Source organism: Polycladomyces abyssicola (assembly GCF_018326425.1).
Lineage (GTDB): Bacteria > Bacillota > Bacilli > Thermoactinomycetales > JIR-001 > Polycladomyces > Polycladomyces abyssicola.
In genome coordinates, this window is record NZ_AP024601.1 from 194755 (window position 1) to 217500 (window position 22746).

29 protein-coding genes and 1 pseudogene (1 of these 30 only partly in view) are annotated in these 22746 nt (G+C 54.3%); 28 read left to right on the forward strand and 2 right to left on the reverse strand.

From position 1 onward, the window contains the following. The first annotated feature begins 11 nt into the window (after nucleotides 1-11). The 26 genes and pseudogenes from rpsE to KI215_RS01125 all read left to right on the forward strand — a co-directional run bounded on the left by rpsE (nucleotide 12) and on the right by KI215_RS01125 (nucleotide 20253). On the forward strand, nucleotides 12-509 hold the full coding sequence (gene rpsE / locus KI215_RS01000; protein ID WP_212773796.1) for a 30S ribosomal protein S5: 498 nt from the start codon (nucleotides 12-14) through the stop codon (nucleotides 507-509). A 12-nt stretch (nucleotides 510-521) separates the two neighbouring features. Continuing rightward, nucleotides 522-710 (forward strand): 50S ribosomal protein L30, encoded by a 189-nt coding sequence (gene rpmD / locus KI215_RS01005; RefSeq protein ID WP_212773797.1) that lies wholly within the window; start codon nucleotides 522-524, stop codon nucleotides 708-710. A 34-nt stretch (nucleotides 711-744) separates the two neighbouring features. Beyond that, a pseudogene (gene rplO, locus KI215_RS01010) lies at nucleotides 745-1178 on the forward strand (50S ribosomal protein L15). Continuing rightward, the gene (secY, locus tag KI215_RS01015) at nucleotides 1178-2482 is read left to right on the forward strand and encodes a preprotein translocase subunit SecY (protein ID WP_212773798.1); all 1305 of its coding nucleotides are present in this window, start codon (nucleotides 1178-1180) and stop codon (nucleotides 2480-2482) included. Before rplO ends, secY begins: the two are co-directional and overlap by 1 nt. A gap of 126 nt (nucleotides 2483-2608) precedes the next feature. Beyond that, nucleotides 2609-3262, forward strand: coding sequence for an adenylate kinase (locus KI215_RS01020; RefSeq protein ID WP_212773799.1), 654 nt, complete (start codon nucleotides 2609-2611; stop codon nucleotides 3260-3262). Then, nucleotides 3259-4014: a type I methionyl aminopeptidase gene (gene map, locus KI215_RS01025; RefSeq protein WP_212773800.1), complete on the forward strand. Its 756-nt coding sequence runs from the start codon at nucleotides 3259-3261 to the stop codon at nucleotides 4012-4014. The genes KI215_RS01020 and map overlap by 4 nt, the downstream gene beginning before the upstream one ends. A gap of 14 nt (nucleotides 4015-4028) precedes the next feature. Further along, nucleotides 4029-4334 (forward strand): KOW domain-containing RNA-binding protein, encoded by a 306-nt coding sequence (locus tag KI215_RS01030; RefSeq protein WP_212773801.1) that lies wholly within the window; start codon nucleotides 4029-4031, stop codon nucleotides 4332-4334. Nucleotides 4335-4339: 5 nt separating this feature from the next. Beyond that, entirely contained in the window at nucleotides 4340-4558 is a 219-nt protein-coding gene (gene infA / locus KI215_RS01035; protein ID WP_173224352.1) for a translation initiation factor IF-1, read from the forward strand. Between the two features lie 112 nt (nucleotides 4559-4670). After that, nucleotides 4671-4784, forward strand: coding sequence for a 50S ribosomal protein L36 (gene rpmJ, locus KI215_RS01040; protein ID WP_003322638.1), 114 nt, complete (start codon nucleotides 4671-4673; stop codon nucleotides 4782-4784). Nucleotides 4785-4801: 17 nt separating this feature from the next. Further along, the gene (gene rpsM, locus KI215_RS01045; protein WP_212773802.1) at nucleotides 4802-5170 is read left to right on the forward strand and encodes a 30S ribosomal protein S13; all 369 of its coding nucleotides are present in this window, start codon (nucleotides 4802-4804) and stop codon (nucleotides 5168-5170) included. Nucleotides 5171-5187: 17 nt separating this feature from the next. After that, nucleotides 5188-5586, forward strand: coding sequence for a 30S ribosomal protein S11 (gene rpsK / locus KI215_RS01050; protein ID WP_205494219.1), 399 nt, complete (start codon nucleotides 5188-5190; stop codon nucleotides 5584-5586). A 174-nt stretch (nucleotides 5587-5760) separates the two neighbouring features. Then, entirely contained in the window at nucleotides 5761-6705 is a 945-nt protein-coding gene (locus tag KI215_RS01055) for a DNA-directed RNA polymerase subunit alpha (RefSeq protein ID WP_212773803.1), read from the forward strand. Between the two features lie 33 nt (nucleotides 6706-6738). Further along, nucleotides 6739-7128, forward strand: a complete 390-nt coding sequence (rplQ, locus tag KI215_RS01060) for a 50S ribosomal protein L17 (protein WP_205494223.1) — start codon at nucleotides 6739-6741, stop codon at nucleotides 7126-7128. 96 nt (nucleotides 7129-7224) lie between these two features. Beyond that, complete coding sequence (locus KI215_RS01065; RefSeq protein WP_212773804.1) at nucleotides 7225-8118, forward strand: energy-coupling factor transporter ATPase; 894 nt, start codon at nucleotides 7225-7227, stop codon at nucleotides 8116-8118. Beyond that, nucleotides 8115-8924, forward strand: coding sequence for an energy-coupling factor transporter ATPase (locus tag KI215_RS01070; RefSeq protein ID WP_246512155.1), 810 nt, complete (start codon nucleotides 8115-8117; stop codon nucleotides 8922-8924). Before KI215_RS01065 ends, KI215_RS01070 begins: the two co-directional genes overlap by 4 nt. After that, on the forward strand, nucleotides 8908-9714 hold the full coding sequence (locus KI215_RS01075) for an energy-coupling factor transporter transmembrane component T family protein (protein ID WP_212773806.1): 807 nt from the start codon (nucleotides 8908-8910) through the stop codon (nucleotides 9712-9714). The genes KI215_RS01070 and KI215_RS01075 overlap by 17 nt, the downstream gene beginning before the upstream one ends. Before the next feature lie 122 nt (nucleotides 9715-9836). Then, nucleotides 9837-10592, forward strand: a complete 756-nt coding sequence (gene truA / locus KI215_RS01080) for a tRNA pseudouridine(38-40) synthase TruA (RefSeq protein ID WP_212773807.1) — start codon at nucleotides 9837-9839, stop codon at nucleotides 10590-10592. A gap of 458 nt (nucleotides 10593-11050) precedes the next feature. Continuing rightward, nucleotides 11051-11488, forward strand: coding sequence for a 50S ribosomal protein L13 (gene rplM / locus KI215_RS01085; protein WP_205494232.1), 438 nt, complete (start codon nucleotides 11051-11053; stop codon nucleotides 11486-11488). Nucleotides 11489-11508: 20 nt separating this feature from the next. After that, on the forward strand, nucleotides 11509-11901 hold the full coding sequence (gene rpsI, locus KI215_RS01090; RefSeq protein ID WP_205494233.1) for a 30S ribosomal protein S9: 393 nt from the start codon (nucleotides 11509-11511) through the stop codon (nucleotides 11899-11901). 421 nt (nucleotides 11902-12322) lie between these two features. After that, entirely contained in the window at nucleotides 12323-12844 is a 522-nt protein-coding gene (locus tag KI215_RS01095; protein WP_212773808.1) for a hypothetical protein, read from the forward strand. 63 nt (nucleotides 12845-12907) lie between these two features. Next, nucleotides 12908-13672, forward strand: a complete 765-nt coding sequence (cwlD, locus tag KI215_RS01100) for an N-acetylmuramoyl-L-alanine amidase CwlD (protein ID WP_212773809.1) — start codon at nucleotides 12908-12910, stop codon at nucleotides 13670-13672. A 49-nt stretch (nucleotides 13673-13721) separates the two neighbouring features. Further along, entirely contained in the window at nucleotides 13722-14831 is a 1110-nt protein-coding gene (locus KI215_RS01105) for an Mrp/NBP35 family ATP-binding protein (protein WP_212773810.1), read from the forward strand. Nucleotides 14832-15015: 184 nt separating this feature from the next. After that, nucleotides 15016-15696: an ABC transporter ATP-binding protein gene (locus KI215_RS01110; protein ID WP_212773811.1), complete on the forward strand. Its 681-nt coding sequence runs from the start codon at nucleotides 15016-15018 to the stop codon at nucleotides 15694-15696. Next, nucleotides 15693-16460: an ABC transporter permease gene (locus tag KI215_RS01115; protein ID WP_212773812.1), complete on the forward strand. Its 768-nt coding sequence runs from the start codon at nucleotides 15693-15695 to the stop codon at nucleotides 16458-16460. Before KI215_RS01110 ends, KI215_RS01115 begins: the two co-directional genes overlap by 4 nt. 223 nt (nucleotides 16461-16683) lie before the next feature. Beyond that, on the forward strand, nucleotides 16684-18384 hold the full coding sequence (locus KI215_RS01120; protein ID WP_212773813.1) for a cell wall-binding repeat-containing protein: 1701 nt from the start codon (nucleotides 16684-16686) through the stop codon (nucleotides 18382-18384). A gap of 147 nt (nucleotides 18385-18531) precedes the next feature. Beyond that, the gene (locus tag KI215_RS01125; RefSeq protein WP_212773814.1) at nucleotides 18532-20253 is read left to right on the forward strand and encodes a cell wall-binding repeat-containing protein; all 1722 of its coding nucleotides are present in this window, start codon (nucleotides 18532-18534) and stop codon (nucleotides 20251-20253) included. A 54-nt stretch (nucleotides 20254-20307) separates the two neighbouring features. Here the strand turns inward: KI215_RS01125 and gerD are convergent, their stop codons facing one another. After that, nucleotides 20308-20937, reverse strand: coding sequence for a spore germination lipoprotein GerD (gerD, locus tag KI215_RS01130; RefSeq protein ID WP_212773815.1), 630 nt, complete (start codon nucleotides 20935-20937; stop codon nucleotides 20308-20310). A gap of 132 nt (nucleotides 20938-21069) precedes the next feature. Here gerD and KI215_RS01135 point away from each other — a divergent pair, with 132 nt between their 5' ends. Continuing rightward, complete coding sequence (locus tag KI215_RS01135; RefSeq protein ID WP_212773816.1) at nucleotides 21070-21657, forward strand: KinB-signaling pathway activation protein; 588 nt, start codon at nucleotides 21070-21072, stop codon at nucleotides 21655-21657. Between the two features lie 138 nt (nucleotides 21658-21795). Here the strand turns inward: KI215_RS01135 and pdaB are convergent, their stop codons facing one another. Next, complete coding sequence (gene pdaB / locus KI215_RS01140) at nucleotides 21796-22560, reverse strand: polysaccharide deacetylase family sporulation protein PdaB (protein ID WP_212773817.1); 765 nt, start codon at nucleotides 22558-22560, stop codon at nucleotides 21796-21798. A gap of 129 nt (nucleotides 22561-22689) precedes the next feature. Here pdaB and KI215_RS01145 point away from each other — a divergent pair, with 129 nt between their 5' ends. After that, nucleotides 22690-22746 carry the 5' portion of a stage II sporulation protein M gene (locus tag KI215_RS01145; RefSeq protein WP_212773818.1) on the forward strand. It continues 555 nt past the right edge of the window, so 57 of the gene's 612 nt are visible here — the first part of the coding sequence; the start codon lies at nucleotides 22690-22692; its stop codon lies beyond the right edge, outside the window.

The window sequence follows — 22746 nt, forward strand, 5'->3', positions numbered from 1 at the left end:
GAGGGAAACCGATGAAAAACGAACCGGCTGCGACCGAACTGATTGAAAAAGTGGTCAGCATCAACCGGGTGGCCAAAGTGGTGAAAGGGGGTCGCCGGTTCAGCTTCAGCGCGCTGGTTGTCGTCGGTGACGGCAAAGGCATGGTCGGTGCTGGGATCGGTAAGGCTGCTGAAGTGCCGGAAGCGATCCGGAAGGGGATCGAAGACGCGAAGAAGAATATGATCCGTGTCCCGTTGATGGGGACCACGATTCCGCATGAAATCATCGGCAAATTTGGTGCCGGCCGCGTTCTGTTGATGCCGGCTTCCGAAGGTACGGGTGTGATCGCCGGCGGTCCGGTGCGTGACGTGTTGACCGTGGCCGGTGTAGGCGACATCCTGACGAAATCGATCGGTTCCAACAACCCGATCAACATGGTGCGGGCGACGTTGGAAGGCCTGAAAGGATTGAAACGGCCGGAGGACGTAGCGCGCCTGCGCGGAAAAACCGTCGAGGAACTGTTAGGATAAGGAGGGATGACCGTGGCAAAGAAACTGGCTATCACCCTCAAACGGAGTATGATCGGCCGTCCGGAAAAGCACCGGGTCACCCTTCGCACGTTGGGTCTTCGTAAACGGGAACAAACCGTGGTTCACAGTGACAATCCGGCCATTCGCGGGATGGTCAATCAAGTCAAGCACCTGGTGGAAGTAAAGGAAATCGACGAGTAATCGACGAGCACACGACGAAGAGGAGGTGCGAGTGATGAAGCTCCATGAGCTGCAACCTGCTCCGGGTTCCCGGAAACCGAAAAAGCGGGTGGGCCGCGGAATTGCCGCCGGACAAGGTAAAACGGCGGGCCGGGGCACCAAAAAGCGCGTTCGGGCGGCGGTGTTCGTCCGGGATTTGAGGGGGGACAAAACCCCATTTACCGTCGTTTGCCTAAACGCGGTTTTACCAACCCCAACCGGAAAGAGTACGCGGTGGTTAACCTCAGCACGTTGAATCGTTTCGAGGAAGGCACGGTTGTAACGCCGGAGTTGCTGATGGAAACCGGGATTGTGAAGAAATTGCAAGACGGCTTGAAAGTGCTGGGCGACGGTGAGCTGAAAGTGAAGCTGACGGTGAAAGCCCACAAATTCTCCCGCACTGCCGTGGAGAAAATCGAAGCCGCCGGTGGAGCGACGGAGGTGCTCTGATGTTTCAGACCCTGGGCAACATTTTCAAAGTGGAAGACCTGCGCCGTCGTATCTTATTCACCTTGTTGATGCTGGTCGTCTTCCGGATCGGTAGCTTCATCCCGGTCCCCAACACCAATGAGGAAGCCTTGAAGGTGCTGGAATCGGGAGCGTTCAACTTGCTGAACACCTTTTCCGGTGGTGCTTTGCGCCAATTCTCCATCTTTGCGATGGGTATCATGCCGTATATCACGGCATCGATCATCGTCCAATTATTGACCATGGACGTCATTCCGAAGTTTGCGCAGTGGGCTAAGGAAGGAGAAGTGGGTCGCCGCAAATTGGCGCAAGTCACCCGCTATCTCACCATTGTGCTGGCCTTGATCCAGTCCGTCGGTTTGGCGATCGGTTTTGACCGTGTTGCTAGTAGGGCCTTACCGGGAGTGGATTTCATCACAGACAAGAGCTTTGCCTCTTATGCGCTGATCTCGCTGACGCTTACCGCAGGAACGGCCTTTTTGATGTGGCTAGGCGAGCAGATCACGGAAAAGGGAATCGGAAACGGCATTTCCATTCTGATCTTTGCCGGGATTGTGGCGGGGATTCCCAGCGCGATCGCGCAGATTTACGAGTCCCAATTCGCAAATGCCGGTGATCAGATCTTCCTCGTGATCGTGAAGCTGGTCATCATCGTGGCCGTGCTGGTGTTGATCGTGGCCGGTGTGATCTACATCCAACAAGGTGTTCGCAAGATACCGGTACAATACGCCAAACGGGTAGTAGGCCGGAAAATGTTCGGGGGTCAATCCACCCACATTCCGATGCGGGTCAATGCGGCAGGCGTAATTCCGGTAATCTTTGCCCTGTCGTTGCTGACGTTCCCGACCACCATCGCTCAGTTCTGGCCGAACAATCCGGTGGCTGTGTGGATCTACACCAACCTGATCTATACCGCACCGTTGGGGATGACCCTGTACGTGTTGTTGATCATCGGATTTACCTATTTCTACACGTTCGTGCAGATCAATCCGGTGCAGTTGGCGGACCAGATGAAAAAGAACGGCGGCTACATCCCAGGGATTCGACCAGGCAAAAACACATCTGTCTATCTGACCAGGGTCATGAATCGCCTCACCTTGGCCGGGGCGCTGTTCCTTGCTGCGGTTTCGATTCTGCCTGTCTTCTTCTCATCCGTGGCGAAACTGCCGAATACGGTACAGATTGGTGGGACATCGCTGCTGATCGTGATCGGTGTCGCGCTGGAAACGATGAAAACGATCGAGAGTCAGCTGATCAAACGGCATTACAAAGGATTCATCAAATAGCACAGGTACCCCGGGGCTGATCGGAACCGGGGACCGTAGTGCACCTAGTGAAAGGCCGAACAAATGTGATGGATTGTGTCCATGCGGAACGCACGTACTGTGAGTGGAAACCGGGAGGGATGCACCTTGAATATGGTCCTGATGGGACTGCCCGGAGCCGGTAAAGGCACGCAGGCTGAACGGATCGTCGCAGCATTCTCCGTCCCGCACATCTCGACAGGTGATATGTTTCGGCAAGCGGTAAAAGAGGGTACGCCGCTCGGTTTGGAAGCCAAGTCCTATATGGATCAAGGACAACTGGTACCGGACCGAGTGACGATCGGTATTGTCAGGGACCGCTTGGGCAAAGATGATTGTGCGGAAGGCTTTTTGTTGGACGGATTTCCTCGAACGGTCCCGCAGGCGGAAGCGTTGGATGAATTGTTGAAGGAAATGGGACGCCGATTGGATCATGTGATCTATATTCGCGTCGGCGAAGAGGAATTAATCAAAAGGCTCACCGGCCGTCGCATTTGCCGCGATTGCGGTGCCACCTATCACGTGGTGTTTGCACCACCGCGTCAGGAAGGTGTGTGTGACCGCTGTGGCGGGGAATTGTATCAAAGAGATGATGATCGCGAGGAAACCGTGGCCAAAAGGCTCCAAGTCAACTTGGAACAAACGAATCACCTGTTGAAGTACTATGAGTCCACGGGGATTCTGCGTCCGATTGACGGCGAACAACCGATCGAACAAGTGACAGCTTCCATTATGACGACAATTAGAGGGTCGAACGCATGATTATCCTGAAGTCGGCGAAGGAACTGGAACGCATGCGGAAGGCCGGGCGGATTGTGTACCTCACCCATCAGGCGATCAGGGAAGCGATTCGTCCTGGAATCACCACTCGGGAACTGGATCGGATAGCCGAACAGGTGATTCGCAAGCACGGTGCCACTCCTTCGTTTAAAGGGTACAACGGATTCCCCGGGAGTGTCTGCACCTCGGTCAACGATGAGCTTGTGCACGGGATTCCGGGAGACCGTGTGCTCCAAGAGGGAGACATCATCAGTGTGGACATCGGTGCTTGTTACCAAGGATACCATGGCGATTCGGCTTGGACATACCCGGTTGGCAAGGTTTCCGAAACAGCAGCCCGTCTTCTGAAAGTGACGGAGGAATCCCTATACAAGGGATTGGAGCAGGCCAAGCCCGGGGCACGGATTGGCGACATCGCGCACGCGATCCAGTCGCATGTCGAGCAAGCGGGGTTTTCAATCGTCCGGGAATACGTGGGGCATGGCATCGGTCAAAACCTGCATGAGGAACCGAGTGTTCCTAACTTCGGGACGCCGGGGCGTGGCCCTCGGTTAAAACCGGGTATGACCTTGGCCGTTGAACCGATGGTCAACGCCGGGAGCCGTTTTGTACGTACCCTGGCGGACAATTGGACGGTTGTGACACAGGATGGTTCCTTATGTGCCCATTTTGAACACACCATCGCGATCACGGAAGACGGCCATGAAATATTGACCACAGTGGAAAACGGGTGAAGGGTGATGTAGACGTGACTGATGCCGAAAGTCGACCACGTCTTGGCCAGATCGTCCGCGTGCTTCGCGGTCGGGAGGCGGGGACGTATGCGATCATCGTCGGAGTGGAAGAACCGCGTTTTGTCTTGTTGGCAGACGGAGACAAAAGGAAATTCGACCGCCCGAAGAAAAAGAATATCAGGCATATCCAGCCAACTCATTATATCGCCCAGGAAGTAGCGGATGCGTTGGCTGAGACCGGTCGCGTCACGAACGCGAAGTTACGGTACGCCCTGAACCAATACCTGCTTCACCACGGTGAGGAGCAGAAAGGAGAGTGAGGTCAATGGCCAAAGAAGATGTGATCGAGGTGGAAGGAACCGTTATCGAGCCGTTGCCCAATGCGATGTTTCGAGTGGAACTGGAGAACGGACACAAAGTGCTCGCGCATGTTTCCGGCAAAATTCGCATGCATTTCATCCGAATCTTGCCCGGTGACAAGGTGACGGTCCAGCTCTCCCCGTACGACTTAACCCGCGGCCGCATCACGTACCGGTACAAGTAAGCGTGATGGCGGTGCCTGGCACAGACGGGTTCGGTTTCGGGTTGGATCGGACGATTCACGTGAGGAATCGACATTGGCTGGGCACCACGTGGGAAGACAGGAGGGAAACCGAATGAAAGTGAGACCTTCGGTAAAACCGATTTGCGAAAAATGCAAAGTGATTCGTCGCAAAGGTACCGTAATGGTGATTTGCGAAAACCCGAAGCACAAGCAAAAACAAGGATAAGACTGGAGGTGTGACACATGGCACGGATTGCAGGGGTAGACCTGCCGCGCGAGAAACGGATCGAAATCGCCCTGACCTATATCTACGGCATTGGCCGCTCTACGGCGAAAAAAATTCTGGCGGAAACCGGCATCAACCCGGACACCCGCACGCGTGACCTCACCGAAGACGAAGTGTCCAAACTGCGGAGCTACATCGACAAAAACCTGGTCGTTGAGGGGGACCTCCGCCGCGAAGTCGCGCTCAACATCAAACGCTTGATCGAGATCGGTAGTTATCGTGGAATCCGTCACCGCCGCGGATTGCCGGTGCGCGGACAACGGACGAAAACCAACGCCCGGACTCGGAAAGGTCCGCGCCGGACGGTTGCGAACAAGAAGAAATAATGTAAGGAGGGAATACCATGGCCAAGCGGAAAACCACCACTCAGCGCGTGAAGCGTCGTGTGCGTAAGAACATTGAATCCGGTGTGGCGCACATCCGTTCGACGTTCAACAACACTATCATCACCATCACCGATCCGCGCGGCAACGCAGTGGCTTGGGCGAGCGCCGGCACGATGGGCTTCAAGGGCTCGCGCAAAAGCACTCCGTTCGCGGCGCAAATGGCTGCCGAATCTGCAGCAAAACAAGCGATGGAACAAGGGATGCGTACAGTGGAAGTGTTGGTGAAAGGCCCGGGTGCGGGGCGTGAAGCGGCGATCCGTTCCTTGCAGGCGGCCGGATTGGAAGTCAGCTTGATCAAAGACGTGACGCCGATTCCGCATAACGGATGCCGTCCGCCGAAACGTCGTCGTGTCTGAGCGGATAGAAACCTTCCAGTCTCTGATTTGGTTTACCTTGCCAAAAATGTGTGTATACTGGATAGGACGGGAGGTAGTCTCTTGCCCTCCGGCGAATGAAAGAGGGTGAGAGAAACTGCCTATAGGTGCGATCTCACCCGGAACGCGACGTTCTGAAGGAGGGTTTCTAACCGTATGATTGAAATCGAAAAACCGAAAATCGAAGCCGTGGAAATGAGTGAAGATAACCGGTACGGCAAGTTTGTGGTGGAGCCCCTTGAACGGGGGTACGGCACCACGCTGGGTAACTCCCTCCGCCGCATTTTGCTGTCCTCCCTTCCGGGTGCGGCAGTCACCTCCATCCAGATCGACGGAGTCTTGCATGAGTTCTCCACCATTCCGGGTGTTGTCGAAGATACTACGGAGATCATTTTGAACCTGAAAAAGCTAGCATTGAAGATCCATTCGGACGAAGAAAAAGTGCTGGAGATCGATGTGGAAGGCGGCGGAGAAGTCAAAGCGGGCGACATTCGAGCTGACAGCGATGTCGAGGTGTTGAACCCGGATTTGCACATCGCCACTCTGGCCGATGACGGCCATTTGCGAATCCGGATGACTGCCAACCGCGGACGTGGATATGTTCCGGCCGAACGGAACAAAAAAGAAGATCAACCGATCGGTGTGATTCCGATCGATTCGATTTACACCCCGATCGAGCGGGTGAACTACAAAGTTGAGAATACGCGCGTGGGTCAAGTGACCAACTACGACAAGCTGACGCTGGAAGTGTGGACCAACGGCAGCTTGCGTCCGGATGAAGCGGTCAGCTTGGGCGCCAAGATTCTTACCGAACACCTGATGTTGTTTGTCGGCCTGACGGATGAAGCCAAAGAAGCCGAGATCATGGTAGAGAAAGAAGAAGATAAAAAAGAAAAAGTCATGGAAATGACCATCGAGGAGCTGGATCTGTCCGTCCGGTCTTACAACTGCCTGAAGCGGGCCGGCATCAACACTGTGCAAGAGCTGACGCAAAAAACGGAAGAAGATATGATGAAAGTCCGGAACCTGGGGCGGAAGTCCCTGGAGGAAGTGCAGGAGAAATTGGCCGAACTGGGTCTCTCCTTGCGCAAAGAAGAGTAATCGACAACTTGGATCAAGGGGGAGGGATAACCCATGGCATACGCGAAATTGGGTCGTAATTCCGCGGCACGCAAAGCGTTGTTCCGCGACCTCGTCACCGACCTGATCATCAATGAACGGATTGAAACCAGCGAAGCGAAAGCCAAAGAAGTGCGTTCCATCGTCGAAAAAATGATCACCTTGGCCAAACGCGGCGACTTGCACGCCCGTCGTCAAGCGGCGGCTTTCGTTCGCAAGCATCGTTCCCACACGGTAAAAGACGGGGCGGAAGTGACGCACGAAAAAGTGGACGCGGTGAAAAAGCTCTTTGACGAAATCGCGCCCCGCTACGCGGAACGACAAGGGGGATACACCCGTATTATCAAGATCGGACCGCGCCGCGGCGACGCCGCTCCGATGGTCTATCTGGAACTCGTCAAGTAATGTGGAACCAGCTCGTTGTTTTTGGATGAAAGGGAGAGGGCAGGATCACTTTGGTCCTGAAATCTGCCCTTTTTTCTTTATGGAGGCATGGACGGCATGCGGCCCTTTATCGAGGTGGGAGATGTAAGTTTCTGGTATGAAACGGACCCGCCGCCGAAAGACCAGTGGGTATTGAAAGAGGTGCAACTTACCGTTGCCAGAGGAGAATACGTGGCAATCATGGGCCCCAACGGGTCAGGCAAATCGACCCTGGCTCGACTGATGAACGGCTTGCTTCTGCCCAAGGAAGGCAAAGTACGGATCGGCGGGTACAACACCGATGACGAAACCCATCTTTGGCAAGTACGGCAGAGAGTGGGCATGGTCTTTCAAAACCCGGACAACCAGTTGGTGGCCACCACTGTGCGGGACGAGATCGCCTTCGGGATGGAAAACCTCGGCGTTCCGCGTGAGGAGATGGTGCGCCGTATACCCGAAGTGTTGGCGCAAGTGGGTTTGGAAGGCATGGAGGAGTGGCCACCCCACCTTTTGTCCGGGGGACAAAAGCAGCGTCTCGCCATCGCTGCCGTACTGGCGATGCGACCAGAGGCGATTGTGTTGGACGAAGCGACGTCGATGCTGGACCCCGCAGGGCGGCAGGCTGTGTTGGATATTCTGCATCGGATGCATCGAGAAGGGATGACCATCATCCACATTACGCACTCGGCAAAAGAGGCGGCACACGCCGAACGTTTGCTGATCATGGCGGACGGGGAAGTGAAGATGGATGGAACACCCGAGGAAGTGTTCCAGGATGTCGACCGGTTGTCAGTGTGGAGGCTCGAAGTCCCGTTGATGGCGGAATTGCACCACCGGTTGACCCGGTCCGGGTTTGATTTGCCCGTATCGTGGACGGAGACGGAGAAATGGGTGGAAGCGGTATGCAGATTGATCTCAGGGGAGTCAGTTTCACTTATGGACAAGGAACACAGCAGGAAAAACAAGCCTTGAAGCAACTGGATCTCCATGTGCCGGCCGGAGCGCTGGCTGCAGTGATCGGGCCGACGGGATCGGGAAAGTCCACATTGGTACAGTTGATCGGCGGGTTGCTCCGACCGGAGGAGGGCATCATCCGTGTCGGTGAGACGGAAGTGAACGAACGGAGTTCCTCTCTCTCTCCGTTGCGCCGTCATGTGGGCATTGTCTTTCAATATCCCGAGCATCAGTTGTTTGCGGATACGGTGGAACATGACATCGCCTACGGTCCCCGCAACCGGGGCGTTCCGGAAGAAGAAGTTCGCAACCGGGTAAAACAGGCGATGCATTGGGTGGGACTGCCCGAATCATTGTCGGATCGTTCTCCGTTTCAACTGAGCGGTGGACAGATGCGGCGGGTCGCCATTGCCGGTGTATTGGCCATGCTCCCGCAAGTCCTGATATTGGATGAGCCGACGGCGGGCCTCGATCCGGCAGGGAGAGAGGCTTTGTTGCAACGGATTGACCGATTGCGCCGCGAGCGGCGGATGACCGTTCTGCTGGTCTCTCACAGCATGGAAGAGGTGGCCCGTTATGCAGAACGAATTTTTGTATTGCACCAGGGCAGATGCGTGTTGCAAGGGTCGCCTGCCGAGGTTTTTGCCGACGAAGGCCGATTGAAGGGATGGGGGTTGGACATTCCCGAGATCACCGCATTGATTCACCGATTGAATCGCAAACTGGACCCGCCGCTTCCCCTGGATTGTTTCACGGTAGAGGCGTTGGCGCGGTTACTGGCGAACCGGCGCGGGGAGGGAGCATCCCATGAACCCGTTCGGTAAACCGATCATCGGGCAGTACGTGCCCGGAGATTCCCCTGTTCATCGGATGGATCCTCGGGCCAAGCTGGTGTTTGTATTTGTTTATCTCACCGCTGTTTTCTGGGTGCGAGTTCCGGCAGCATATCTGTTGTTCATCCTCGTCAACCTCGTTGGCGTGTGGTTGTCGAGGGTGTCCTGGCGACAGCTGCTGCATGGAATGAAGCCGATTTTGTGGCTGATTGCTGTCACAGCGTTGTTGCACATATTCCTGACCAAAGGCGGTGATCTGTGGTGGCAATGGGGACCGATCAGCATCCATGAACAAGGCGTCAAACAGGCGGGTTGGATGTCTGTGCGGTTCCTTTTGCTGATCACGATGGCCACCCTGCTCACGTTGACCACGACACCCATGGATCTGACCGAAGGGATGGAGCGGTTGATGAAACCGCTCAAATGGATCGGCGTACCCGTTCATGAACTGGCGCTGATGATGTCGATCGCACTCCGGTTTATCCCGACATTGTGGGAAGAGACGGAGAAAATCATGCGGGCGCAGATGGCCCGCGGTGCCGATTTTGAATCGGGTGGTATGCTCAAGCGGGCCAAAAGTTTCATCCCTGTCCTGATTCCCCTCTTCGTCTCCGCACTCAAGAGAGCGGAAGATCTGGCGATGGCGATGGAAGCACGCGCATACCGGGGAGGGGAAGGACGCACTCGGTTACGGGAATTGCGTTTTTCGCAGCTCGACTGGGCGTTGTGGGCGGTGATGGGCGGACTGATCATCGGCTCATGGATGTTAGGGCGTGTCTGATGAGACTGTAAGTGGGCGATGTTTTCCCGGGTTCCTTGGAGTGCGGGTGGAGCGAACAGGGAACCATGCGGGCCATATGGATCAAACACACTCTAGAGTCCGGCTGAAAAGGGGGGAGGGACGTGCGCAAGATTAAATTGACGGTTGCTTACGACGGCACCGATTTTCACGGATTTCAGCGCCAGCCCGGCAAGCGGACGGTGCAGGGTACTTTGGAAGCTGCCATCTCGAGATTGAACGGTACCGAAACCCATGTGACGGGAGCGGGGCGCACCGACGCCGGCGTTCATGCGTGGGCTCAGGTGTGTCACTTTGAAACGGGAAATCCCATGCCCGTCGAAAAATGGGTCACCGTGCTCAACCAGACTCTTCCCCGGGATTTGGTCATCCGTATGGCCGAGGAGGTGGCGCCGTCCTTCCATGCGCGCAAAGACGCCTGCTGGAAAACCTATCGCTACGTCATCGACCGTTCGCCGGTACCGGACGTGTTCACCCGCCGGTACGCCACCCATCTTCCCGTATCATTGGATGTACGGCGGATGCAGCGCGCCGCCGAGCAATTGGTGGGGACGCACGACTTCACCTCGTTTTCCTCGGCCAAATCGTCAGTGGAAGATCGGGTGCGTACCATCTACCGTTGTGAAATTCGTGAACAAGGAGACAAACTGCGGATCGAAGTGACGGGCAACGGATTTTTGTACAACATGGTCCGGATCATCGTCGGGACACTGGTGGAAGTGGGCACGGGCAAACGAGCCCCGGAATCGATTTCCCGTTCCTTGGCTGCCAAAGATCGTTCCGCTGCAGGCAAAACCATGCCTCCGGAAGGGTTGACGATGGTCGAAGTGGGCTATGAACCGTGGGAGGGAATGGACTAGGTCGTCTCTGATGAAGCCGTAAGAGGGAAATGTTTTCCCGGGCGAGTGAAGGTGCGGGTAGTGCAGGAATGGAATTGCGGGCAATTTCCTCTAAGGGCGAAGCGGACTTTGCCCTCGTTCTGCACCACTCTTCGGGTCGGAGCGGCTATAACCTTCTTCCTTGCGGGCGCAGGTGGAGTGAGCGGGGAAGGAATGTGGACAGTAGTGTGTCCGATTTTGCGCATAGGCGTTACAAGAGCCGGAAGGATAGGCTCATCCGGGTAATGTGGGGTTGGCAAACATCACCTCCAGGATGATCAAGGGCTTTGCCTTGACATCGCTCTCCATTTGATATATTATGATCGTTGGTATTTTCCACTGAATAGCCCCGGTGGAAACAATTCGGCGCGAACGTTTTGGATATATCACCTGCAAATTGTGACGGACGATCAATCGTCTGCAATCGAGGAGGATCATCGATGCGAACCACATATATGGCCAAACCGAATGAGGTGGAGCGGAAATGGTATGTGGTCGACGCGAAGGGGAAACCCCTTGGCCGGGTCGCTTCCCAAGTCGCGGCGATTTTGCGCGGGAAGCACAAACCGCAATTCACCCCTCACGTTGACACCGGCGATTTCGTCATCGTGATCAACGCGAGCGAAGTGGAATTGACCGGTAAAAAAGCGACCAAGAAAATCTACTACCGCCACTCCGGTTACCCTGGTGGATTGAAAGCGACCACTGCCGGTGACATGCGGAACAACCGTCCGGAACGGATGATCGAGCTGGCCGTCAAAGGCATGCTGCCCAAAAACAGCTTGGGACGGAAGCAGTTCAAAAAACTGAAAGTCTATGCAGGACCGGAACATCCCCATCAGGCGCAAAATCCTGAAGTGTGGGAGCTTCGCGGATAATCTAAAGGAGGGAACCGATCGTGGCACAAGTCCAATTTTACGGAACCGGTCGCCGCAAGGAATCGGTCGCCCGCGTTCGGCTGGTTCCCGGTGACGGCCGCATCGTGGTCAACGGCCGCGACTTGGACCAATATTTCGGCTTGGAAACGTTGAAAGCCATCGTACGTCAACCGTTGGTGTTGACCGATACCTTGAACCGTTACGACGTGTTGGTGAACGTGCATGGGGGCGGCTTCACCGGTCAAGCGGGTGCGATCCGTCACGGCATCGCCCGTGCTCTGTTGAAAGTGGATCCGGATCTTCGCCCGACCCTGAAAAAAGCTGGCTTCCTGACACGCGACCCGCGGATGAAAGAACGGAAGAAATACGGCTTGAAAAAAGCCCGCCGTGCTCCGCAATTCTCCAAACGGTAATCGGCAGAATCACACACCCTCGCCTATGCAGGCGGGGGTTTTTGTTTTCTCGCATGTGATCAGTCATTTTGCGCATGAAGAGCCGTGGGCAGAGGGAACCTAAGCGCGTGTACTGTAGAGCATGTCTGGTGAATATTGTGCAAATGCTTTTCCGGCTCGCTTTACCTGCGCCCTGCAAGGAAGCAGTTGATGGCCACTCCAACTCGGAGCTTTCTTAGAGGAGGAAGTTGTCCGTAATTTCATTCCTGCGCTTTCCGGGTCTTTGCTCGGCAGGGATTAGGTCTTCGCTCACCCGGGAAAGCATTTGCCCCCTTACGCTTTTACCAGCACCCCAGGCATGATCGGGAAAGAGTAGTCTGTTTCCCACGAGCGGCTGATAAGCTGATGTGATACAACCAGACAATAGGGAGATACACTCTGGATGGTTTGCCGGAGTTCCGGTTGGTTGGAGATTGGAAACGGAGATGGCAATATGGCACGCGTCATACCATTCGAACGGTTGCGGGCTGCCCGGGAGGAACGCCTTCGGCAGGAAGCGTTGGAAGGTTTTCCGTGGTACCGAATGGATCGTTTTATGGATAAAGTGATGATTCCCACGCTGGTGTATTTGCCGGAAGAACGTCAGATTCCGGTTTGCGAAGCGTTGTATCGGCTTGCATATGAATCGTTTTTGCTGGGACTCACAGCCAGTCAGTCCATTTTTCACGACCGGCGTCTCCCGCGTATTGCAAGCCGTCCCTTGGGATGGGTGGGGATCTACGATGAAGCATATGAACCTCGGGGAAAGGCCCTGATCCAATCGATCGCCGACGAGTTCAGCTTGTCCGTCATATTGGCCGACTGGGCGGTTGAGTCGGTCTGGATCGCGATGGAAGCAATGGTTCCGGAATGGTTTTCGCTGGGTGTCCACCACGGCTTGTCCCAACGCCTGGAAAAACGATAACATATCCAACCCGCTCGTCCCATATACATGGGACAGGATCAATCGCGAAAAGGGCGGGATTTTATGCGGGAATCTTGGTGGTGGGTACTGCTGAGGCGGCAGATCATCGGCAGGCGCTCAGGCGGGTGGTTGGCACTTGTCGCGTTGTCCTTCGTGGTGGCGATCGGATTGTACAAATGGACGGACTCGGGTTTCCGTACAGCGTGGAATATGCCGCTGGCAGGAAAGGTAATCGTGCTGGACCCGGGTCACGGTGGACCCGATGGCGGGGCCGTCAGTGCAGACGGGTTGGTGGAAAAAGATGTGACCTTACCGATCACCTTTTATCTTCGAGACTATTTACAGGAAGCAGGTGCCCTTGTCGTGTTGACTCGGGAATCCGACCGCGATTTGGCCGAGGAAGGCACCAAAGGATTGAGCCGTCGCAAAACGCAGGATTTGTTCTCGCGGGCGCGATTGATTAAAAGCAGTCGGGCGGACGCCTTGATCAGCATTCATCTCAATGCGATACCTTCTTCCCGTTGGTCAGGGGCTCAGACGTTTTATCATCCCAGCAGGGAGGCCAACAAACGATTGGCTACCTGGATTCAGAAAGAATTGGTTCACAAGCTGGGCAACACAACCCGGTTATCCAAACAAAACGGTGAGGTCTTCCTGTTGAAAACTTCGCCGGTGCCGGCCGCTTTGGTTGAGGTCGGTTTTTTGTCCAATCCCCAGGAAGCGGCGATGCTGAGGGATGAGGGATATCAAAAAAAGCTGGCGGCGGCCATCTATTACGGGATTCTCCGGTTCTTTTCGGGTGAACGCTTACCGGATGAGGAACGATAGTGTGATATAATGGCATTGAAACTGAATGAACACTGGGGTGTTGTCATCGATGTTGACCGAAGAAAAAGTATTGGATGCCCTGCGCGATGTGAAAGACCCCGAGATCAACAAGAGCTTGGTTGAGCTCAATATGATTCGCAATATTCGCATCCAAGGGAAAAAAGTATCACTGGATGTGATTTTGACCATCCAAGGATGTCCGCTCAAGGAAAGAATCCGTGAAGATGTGGTACGGTCCATCGAGTCATTGGGTGCCAAGGAAGTGGACGTGCGTTTCGGTTCCATGACCGATGAAGAGCGTGCTGCCCTGTCTGCTCGTCTGCAAGCGGAACGGAAGGGGGCGTCGGCTGGAGGCGGACCGGCACCGGGACAGCCGATTTCTCCGCTATTGGCGGAGGACTCTCCGACCCGGTTTATCGCCGTGGCTAGCGGGAAAGGGGGCGTCGGCAAATCGACGGTCACGGTCAACCTCGCCGTCGCCTTGGCACGTGAAGGAAAAAAAGTGGGGATCATCGACGCCGACATTTACGGGTTCAGTGTTCCGGATATGATGGGGATCGAACAGCGACCCACCGTGATCGACAAAACGATTTTGCCGGTGGAACGCTTCGGAGTCAAAGTAATGTCGATGGGCTTTTTCGTACAGGACAATTCCCCCGTCATCTGGCGCGGTCCCATGCTGGGCAAGATGTTGCGCAACTTCTTCACCGAGGTGCACTGGGGCGAATTGGACTACATGCTGTTGGACTTGCCGCCTGGAACCGGGGATGTGGCCTTGGACGTGCATCAATTGATCCCGCAAAGCTCGGAGATCATCGTTACGACGCCGCATGCGACCGCTGCATTTGTCGCCGCCCGCGCAGGTGCGATGGCGTTGCACACCAAACACGAAATCTTGGGTGTGGTGGAGAACATGTCGTGGTATCAATGTTCCGAGTGCGGTCACCGCGATTACGTGTTCGGGAAAGGCGGCGGGGAAAAATTGGCACAGGAACTGCGCACTGAATTGTTGGTGCAGATCCCGCTGGGGGCACCGGACAACGACATGGACGCGCCTGATTTTGCGCCTTCCGTTTACCGGCCGGAAACGGAAACAGGGAAACTGTACCGTCAATTGGCACAAAAGGTGATTCGCTTGACACAAGTAACCACTGCCTGACGGAAAACGCATGGGGAAAGAAATGACCGATTCAGGTCAGAATAATCATGATCAGCGATCGATCCTTTGAATGGAAGCGTTTAGGGCAAGAGGAAAAAGAGCCGTGCAAGCATTCAAGGGGTTGAGGCGAATTAATCTCTTTCACCGGGTTTACCGGTGCTTTTTTTGTGAAGGGAGGATGACGATGGGACGAGCACCGCTCATCCAATTACAGGATGTGGTCAAGATATACCGGACAGCGGAAGGGGAGTGGCGCCCCCTCGACGGGGTGACCGCCTCGATCGATGCGGGGCGAATGATTGCCGTCATGGGGCCTTCCGGTACCGGGAAAAGCACATTGTTCCGCTTGCTCAACCGCTTGGAGGATCCGGATCGGGGAAGCATCACTTACCAGGGGAAACCCTTGACCGAGTGGCACCCCATTCGGCTTCGACGGGAGGTGCACTATGTATTTCAAACGCCTGTGCTGTTGCCCGGAACGGTGGAAGACAACCTGTCCTATCCCTACAAATTGGTGGGAGAGAGAGCTGACCGGGAGGAATTGGCGCAATTGTTGGAGCGGGTGGGATTGCCCGCATCGTATCTGACGCGGCGTGTGGAACAGATGTCAGGTGGAGAAAAACAACGGGTCAACTTGGCCCGGTCTTTGGCATTGGACTCACCTGTACTGTTGCTGGATGAGCCCACTTCCGCACTGGATCCGGAAGGAGCATCAATGGTGGAACAGGAGATTTGTCGCTTGCACAAGGCGGGAAAAACCATCGTCTGGATCACACATGATCCGCTACAGGCCGAGCGAATCGCCGAGGAAATCTGGGTCCTTGAAAACGGCCAATTGCAGAGAAAGGAGGGGGTGAATACATGACTGCAACCGCAACCGTTTGGACACTGGCGTTTGTTTTGGTGGCGATGGGGTTCTCGCTATGGTTACGGCTGGGGTTGGAAAGAGATCTTGTCATCGGTACGATACGCGCAGCCATTCAGTTGATCGCGGTCGGGTATGTACTGCATTTCGTTTTCAGTCAGCAGAGCGTCTATTGGATGGTGTTGATGTGGACAGTGATGATCGTGGTCGCCGCACGCAATTCGGCGACCCGCGGCAAGGGCATTCCCTGGGTTTTCATACGCATTTTCTTTACATTGTCCGTTGTTACCGGATTCACTTTGCTGATGATGATCTGGCTGAAACTGATACCGGTCAAGGTACAGGTTTTGATTCCTGTCAGCGGGATGGTCATCGGTAACAGTATGGTGGTTTCGTCCCTGTTGCTCAACCGGATGAAAGAACTGTCCGAATCGATGCGCGAGGAAATTCTGGTCGCATTGTCTCTCGGTGCAACACGCCGTCAGGCCAGTGCGCGTTTGTTGAAGCGCTCGATTCGTTCTGGCATGATTCCGATCATTGACTCGTTGAAAACTGTCGGTCTGGTTCAGTTGCCCGGGATGATGACCGGATTGATCATTGCGGGTACCAATCCGATTGAAGCCGTACGGTACCAATTGCTGATCATGTTTTCGTTCACGGCCTCTTCTGCATTGACCAGCATTTTGTTGGGATTTCTCGTCTATCCGACACTGTTCACACCGGCTCACCAATGGATCGGGTGGCGTGAACCTGACACGACCTAGGTCGTGTCAGGTGTTAGGATGGTGTTTCATCAATCCCTTTTCCCGGGTAAGCAGGTTACTCTCTCGCCCATGTAAATCCTATCCTGGAAACCCATTATTTCCACCAAAAATAAAATCATTTTCTGGGACTTTAGGCCCATTACTTCAAGGACCCAACGGTTTATAATGAGTATCGCTCGGGTCCTATTTTGCTACTTTTTAGGGGTTGAAAGGAGAGGTCTGTTTGCCGAACAAATCGATCAAGTTGGTTTCTTCCGTATTGTCGTTGGCGCTGGTATCCACTATGGTCTTTTCGCCTGCGGTTCATGCGGAAGGACGGTCAGACGCGGCTTCCGCTCAAGCGGATTTGAAAAAACAAGCCTGGGAGCAACGTTTGCAGGAGGCCATTCGTGACCATGCTTCCGAGATGAAGCAGGCGGCACGCACCTCGTCGACCGAGTCGGGCACGATCCGGGCGATGGATGTGTCCACGGTGGATTACCAAAACCAGCTGGATGTGTACGCATCCCATGAATACTTTTTCAGTGTGAGCAGCGGCGGTACACTGGAAGTGAAGGATCTCGCCCCCAGTGAATGGCTGGATTACGAGATCTATGATGCGTATACGGGAGAACCCGTGGAAGGCAATCAGTTGGCTGCAGGGGATTATGTGTTTGCTGTGTACAGCATATCCGACACACCGGTAAGCTATCATTACCAACTGAGCGGTGTGACGTTCAGCAACGCCCCGACCCAATTGCCTTCTCTCTCCGTCACCAATCCGAGCGGTCATGAAACCCGGCTGGCCAAGGGAACGACCAGCTATACGTTCAAAGGGAGCACCGACGCCGACAGTTTGGATGTATATCCGAACGACGAAGAGCCGGTCAGCCTGACGGCACCCGGTGCCTTCTCGTACAACATGAACCTGCGGGGAGGCTGGAATACCGCCGATTTCTATGCGCTGGACACCAACACCGGCAACGCAGTGATGTCTCATTACGATTTGATTGTGCCCAGCCTGAAGCGTTTGGCGGGAGCGGATCGTTATGAGGTATCGGCCAACATCAGCAAAGAACTGGAGCAAATCGGTCTGTATCCGGATACGATTGTGATCGCCCGCGGCGACCTGTTCACGGACGCGTTGTCCGGAGGTCCGCTGGCGGCTCAGGAAGCAGCTCCGATTTTGCTGACGGCGACCAGTTCGCTTCCCAGCTCCATCAAATCGGAAGTCCAACGGCTTCATCCGCGCAGAGCCATCATTCTTGGCGGAACGGGGTCCGTTTCCACCACGGTGGAAAGCCAGTTGAAGTCGCTGGGCGTGAGCGAGATTGAGCGTATTGCCGGAAGCGACCGTTTCGCTGTGTCGGCCGCCGTGGCTGCCAAAGTGGCGAGCCCGTACCAAGACACCGCCATTGTGGCGAGCGGGTTGAACTTCCCGGATGCGCTGTCGTCGTCCAGCTTGGCGGGGCAGATGGGCATGCCGATTTTGCTGGTGGGGCAGGATAAAGTGCCGGCTTCCATCGCTTCGTTCATCCAAAGTCACCCGAATATCAAGCATTTCATCATCGTCGGCGGACCGGCGACGGTATCCGAAAACGTGAAAAACGAATTGAGCAAATACGGCACCGTGGAACGCATCAGCGGCGCCAACCGTTATCAGGTGGCCATCAACGTCGCCAAATATGGTATGGATCATTACGGTATGGATCTGTCCACGATGGTGTTCGCCCGCGGGGATGTCTTTGCCGATGCGCTGTCCGGTGGTCCGTTGGCGGTATTCACCGGTGCGCCCATCATGTTGACCACCTCGACCAAGCTGGAGTCCAACGTGGATGCGTTCCTTTCCGAACATCGCGGGGAAACCGACCAAATGTATATTTTGGGTGGTTACGGATCGGTGTCTTCCACGACGGAACAACAATTGTCCAATTATCTCAATTGAGCGAGCAACTCTCTCATCACCGGCCATACTGGCCGGTGATTTTTTATGTCGAAAGTCGTATTTTAGGTCTTTCGACTCATTACAAGTGCCCTTGAACCCATTAAAATGGAGTTGCAGTTGAAATTTGGAAAATTGGAGAGGAGTTCGGTGGCGTTGTCAAATGCGCGTCGATTTTCGGTTTTGCTTGTGGTGGTGTTGGTGGTTGCGCTTGTCGCTACAGGATTTTCGACGCCTTCTGCGGACGCTGCGAAACAGGTCTTCCGGAAACAGCCTGCGGTCCAGAAAGGCAAGGTATTGGTCAAAAAGCAACTGTTGCTCCATCAGTGGAAAGAAGCCAAGCAGGATCAGCGATTCCGTCCCATGATGAACAGGGCAGACAAGCATCCCGCCAATGCGCAAACAGTTGAAAACGAGGCGCTGTTCCAAGGGCAAATCGACTTTTTCACCGTTCACCAGCATGCGTTTCAAACTGACGGAGGTATGGTACATGTGGAGTTGTCACCATCCGACGGCTCGGTGGGGTATATGATTGTCCCGATGGATCCCGATGATGACAACGTCTACTACGACGGTGATAATTTGCCCGCCGGGGCTTACGGTCTGGTCGTCTTCGGAGGCTCGGAAACCTCTGTCGATTATTCGGTAAAGCTGACCGGAATCCCCTTCACGTATATCTCCCAAAAGCTGCCGCAATGGAATGTGACCAGCCCGGACAAAAGCTTCTATCGGATGAACAAATCAGATCAGAAACTGACGGTGAAAGCCAGTACAGACGCGCCGATGGCCGTGCTGTTCGTCAATGATGATGAGCCGTTGGAGCTGAACAACCCGCAAGATGTGCAACAGGATGTCTATTTGCAATTGGGATTCAACACCATGTCATTGATGGCACTGAACCATGACGGCAGTGCATTATGGAAAGGGTTCCATGTGATCAAACCGGGCTTGAAACGCATGGGTGGAAAAGACCGGTTTGAAGTGTCGGCCAATATCAGCAAGGAGATCAGCTACCGTTTCTTCCGTCCATCCACCGTTGTGCTGGCGCGTGGGGATGTGTTCACCGACGCCTTGTCTGGAGTGCCTTTGGCCGTTGCATTGGAAGGGGCTCCGATTCTGTTGACCAACACCAATGGACTGCCCACTGCTATCAAGGAGGAGATCAAGCGATTGGCTCCCGAAAGGGCAGTGATTCTGGGAGGCACCGGTTCCATCTCAACTTCTGTGGAAACACAGTTGAAACAACTGGGTATTCAAGATGTGGAGCGAATTTCCGGTTCCGATCGGTTTGCCGTTTCGGCAGCCGTAAGTTCCAAAGTGGCTGAGATCGGATCGGATACTGCGATCGTCGTAAGCGGAACCGTTTTTTCCGATGCCTTGAGCAGTTCCAGTGTGGCGGGTTGGGGTGGCATACCCATCCTGCTGACGCTCAAAGATCAACTGCCCGCCTCCATTAAAACCTTCATCGCTAAAAACCCGCAGATCGAAAACTTCATTATCGTCGGTGGGCCAGGCACCGTTTCCGATCAGGTGAAAGCCCAATTGCTTCAAGCTCGTCCCGGTGCATCAGTGGAGCGTATAGGTGGTGCGGACCGATATGAAGTGGGGGTCAATGTCATCCATTACTTCGGATTGCCGCCGTTCGCATTAACTTTTGCCCGTGGCGACCTGTTTACCGATGCACTTTCCGGAGCACCGCTGGCCGCCTATATGGGTGCGCCGATTCTGTTGACACCGTCAACCAAACTGGATCCCAAGGTGCAACGGTATCTGGATGTCAACGAGGGCAATACCGATGTGGTTTACATTTTCGGTGGACCGGCCTCGGTTTCCGATCAAGTGGCCAAACAGTTATACGGGTATATTCCGTAAAGCGATGGTTTCACACCCCGACAATCATGCTGTCGGGGTGTTCATTTTTGTTGTCTACTGACCGCCTTGACCTTGACTGCCGCCTTGTTGTCCGCCTTGACCACCTCCACCCCCTTGTCCTTGCCCGCCTTTTTGGCTCTGGGCTTGTTTCACCGCCTCTTGCAGGAGTTTCATGAATTTCTCCTTGAAGCTGGGGGTTTGCAGGGCATCTTCCATTACTTTCATGGTTTCTTTGCGGTATTGCTGGCTTTTCATCAATTGCAGGACATTTTTCTCAAACTGTGGATCTTTCATGATATCGATCATCAATTGTTGGTATTGCGGATCTTTCATCAGTTGCTTCATCAGGTTTTTCTGCTCGTTTTCCACCGTTTTGAACAGGTTTTTGGCCACTTCCGGCTTTTTCAACAGCGATTCCAATTCCTTTTTCGCTTTGGGGTCCGTAAAGGATCTGGCAACCGCCATTTCCAGGTCCTTTTGTGTAAAGACCATATTCTTTTTGAATTCGGGGTCCTTCATCACTTCCTGAAGCGCTTTCTCTCCTTCTTTGGTGTGAAGGACGTCCATCACCATCTGTTTCATCTGCTGATAGTCCGGTCCTTGAGATTCTTCTGGTTTTTGAGCGGGGCTGCAGCCCGCCGTCACCAAGATCACCAGACCGGTCAGAAAGGCTAGGTACCGCATGGTTCGCCCCCGTTTCCATTTGCTCATACCATTAATATGGATGAAATCCGCTTCGATTATGCCGACTGGCCAAAGGGGTTCTCCATTTGGTACAATCCAGTTGCAGTGAGTGAAACGGGGAGCGACGAAACAATGACGCTACGGAAATGGTTTTATCTGTTTTGGACGACGATGGTGTGGGGGGCGGTTGGCGCCGTCGTGGTAGGCGGAGTGCTCAATGGGATAGCAGGACCGCTCGGTTTGGACATCAAAAAACAACTGTTTGCGGGTCTGATGTTTGCAGCAGTGGCGGAACTGGGGTTTTTTGCTTATTTGATGTTCAACTGGCTGGGTAACGGATTTTTCCGCGATCCGTTTTGGTTTCGCTTGATTCAGGTGTTGCTGACTGTTTTGGTGTTGGTTGATCTGGCTTATTTGCGCATTGTGAAGTTTGGCGAAGTCGGCGGGATTTGGCCCCAGTTGGGACTGCCGATCAGTGTCCTGATCCTCGCATGGATTGTAGCCTATGTCAAAGTCCGCCTGACGAATCGGACCGCTTTTATACCGACACTGTTTTTCATGGTGGTTGCCACCATCATGGAAGCGGGGCCCTCGTTGAAACAAGCGCCCCTTGTGATGGTGTTTTTCATGGTTCTCACGCTGATGGTGTGCAATGCCTGGCAGATTTTGCAGTTGCACCGGTTGGTAGCGCCAACCAGCAGGTCAGGAGAAAAGACATAAACACGGTCAGGCCAAAAATTTCAGAATAGGGATTCATGATCCATTGAAGAGTGAAAGCCATCTCCCAGCTGGATTTGGACGACACGGGAGACGGCTTTTTGCAAAATGGACCGGCAGTTTCACTTACGTACAGGTTGTTCATTCCACCGCTTTGGTGTCTGTCTTGGCACCGGCGATCAATTCAGAGACAGTAACGAATTTGTACCCTTTGGATGTCAATCCATCGATGATCTGCGGAAGTGCTTCGTGAGTCTGTTTGCAGGAATCGCTCGCATGCATAAGGATGATGTCGCCGGGATGGGCCTTGCTTAAAACACGGCTGACGATTTTTTGCGTGCCGGGATTCATCCAGTCCAGGGAATCCGTATCCCACTGGATTGTCGTATACCCCAGGCTGTTTGCGATACGCAGGACTCGTTTATCGAAGTCGCCATTGGGAAACCGGATCAGGTTTGGCTCTTTGCTTGTCACTTTGGAGAGAATTTGGTGCGCTTTCGTGATTTGCGTGCGGATTTGTGCTTCGTTGTACTGGCTGTAGTTGTCGTGACGATGGCCGTGCGAGCCGATTTCATATCCGGCATCCACGATGCGTTTGACAATGTCGGGATGACTTTCCGCCCAAGGGGACGACAGGAAGAAAGTCGCCTTTTTCACCCCTTTTTGTTCCAATACATCCAAAATGGGACCGGCTCTCTCCTCCCCCCAACTGATGTCGAACGTCAAGGCAATTTCCTTCTTCTGTGTATCCACGCTGTAGACAGCTGACGGCCCGGAATCGAACGGCAGGAACACTTGGATATGCTGATGGTCGGCATAATAAATTCCCAAGGCAAAAAGAAGTGCGACGACGGCGATAAAATATCGTTTCAGCCGTTTACCGGACCAGATCCAGAAGAAATTCATCCCTCCACCTCCTTGCAATACGGATTGGGAAACCTGTCCTTTGTCCCATACTTAAATGTATGGAGGGACGAGCCGCGATATGATCAAAAAAGGGACAGATTCATCCCGGCGTGAAAGGGGAAAGTGGACATGGTACGATTGATGCGGGCGCTGCGAGAGGAACGACGGTGGATTGCGGTGGCAGGG

What these genes read in the sequence shown, in the direction of transcription:
- rpsE (WP_212773796.1), top strand. Translation starts at nt 12, where the DNA reads ATGAAAAACGAACCGGCTGCGACCGAACTGATTGAAAAAGTGGTCAGC.
- secY (WP_212773798.1), top strand. Translation starts at nt 1,178, where the DNA reads ATGTTTCAGACCCTGGGCAACATTTTCAAAGTGGAAGACCTGCGCCGT.
- map (WP_212773800.1), top strand. Translation starts at nt 3,259, where the DNA reads ATGATTATCCTGAAGTCGGCGAAGGAACTGGAACGCATGCGGAAGGCC.
- infA (WP_173224352.1), top strand. Translation starts at nt 4,340, where the DNA reads ATGGCCAAAGAAGATGTGATCGAGGTGGAAGGAACCGTTATCGAGCCG.
- rpmJ (WP_003322638.1), top strand. Translation starts at nt 4,671, where the DNA reads ATGAAAGTGAGACCTTCGGTAAAACCGATTTGCGAAAAATGCAAAGTG.
- rpsM (WP_212773802.1), top strand. Translation starts at nt 4,802, where the DNA reads ATGGCACGGATTGCAGGGGTAGACCTGCCGCGCGAGAAACGGATCGAA.
- rpsK (WP_205494219.1), top strand. Translation starts at nt 5,188, where the DNA reads ATGGCCAAGCGGAAAACCACCACTCAGCGCGTGAAGCGTCGTGTGCGT.
- KI215_RS01055 (WP_212773803.1), top strand. Translation starts at nt 5,761, where the DNA reads ATGATTGAAATCGAAAAACCGAAAATCGAAGCCGTGGAAATGAGTGAA.
- rplQ (WP_205494223.1), top strand. Translation starts at nt 6,739, where the DNA reads ATGGCATACGCGAAATTGGGTCGTAATTCCGCGGCACGCAAAGCGTTG.
- KI215_RS01065 (WP_212773804.1), top strand. Translation starts at nt 7,225, where the DNA reads ATGCGGCCCTTTATCGAGGTGGGAGATGTAAGTTTCTGGTATGAAACG.
- KI215_RS01075 (WP_212773806.1), top strand. Translation starts at nt 8,908, where the DNA reads ATGAACCCGTTCGGTAAACCGATCATCGGGCAGTACGTGCCCGGAGAT.
- rplM (WP_205494232.1), top strand. Translation starts at nt 11,051, where the DNA reads ATGCGAACCACATATATGGCCAAACCGAATGAGGTGGAGCGGAAATGG.
- KI215_RS01095 (WP_212773808.1), top strand. Translation starts at nt 12,323, where the DNA reads ATGGTTTGCCGGAGTTCCGGTTGGTTGGAGATTGGAAACGGAGATGGC.
- cwlD (WP_212773809.1), top strand. Translation starts at nt 12,908, where the DNA reads ATGCGGGAATCTTGGTGGTGGGTACTGCTGAGGCGGCAGATCATCGGC.
- KI215_RS01105 (WP_212773810.1), top strand. Translation starts at nt 13,722, where the DNA reads ATGTTGACCGAAGAAAAAGTATTGGATGCCCTGCGCGATGTGAAAGAC.
- KI215_RS01110 (WP_212773811.1), top strand. Translation starts at nt 15,016, where the DNA reads ATGGGACGAGCACCGCTCATCCAATTACAGGATGTGGTCAAGATATAC.
- KI215_RS01115 (WP_212773812.1), top strand. Translation starts at nt 15,693, where the DNA reads ATGACTGCAACCGCAACCGTTTGGACACTGGCGTTTGTTTTGGTGGCG.
- gerD (WP_212773815.1), bottom strand. Translation starts at nt 20,937, where the DNA reads ATGCGGTACCTAGCCTTTCTGACCGGTCTGGTGATCTTGGTGACGGCG.
- KI215_RS01135 (WP_212773816.1), top strand. Translation starts at nt 21,070, where the DNA reads ATGACGCTACGGAAATGGTTTTATCTGTTTTGGACGACGATGGTGTGG.
- pdaB (WP_212773817.1), bottom strand. Translation starts at nt 22,560, where the DNA reads ATGAATTTCTTCTGGATCTGGTCCGGTAAACGGCTGAAACGATATTTT.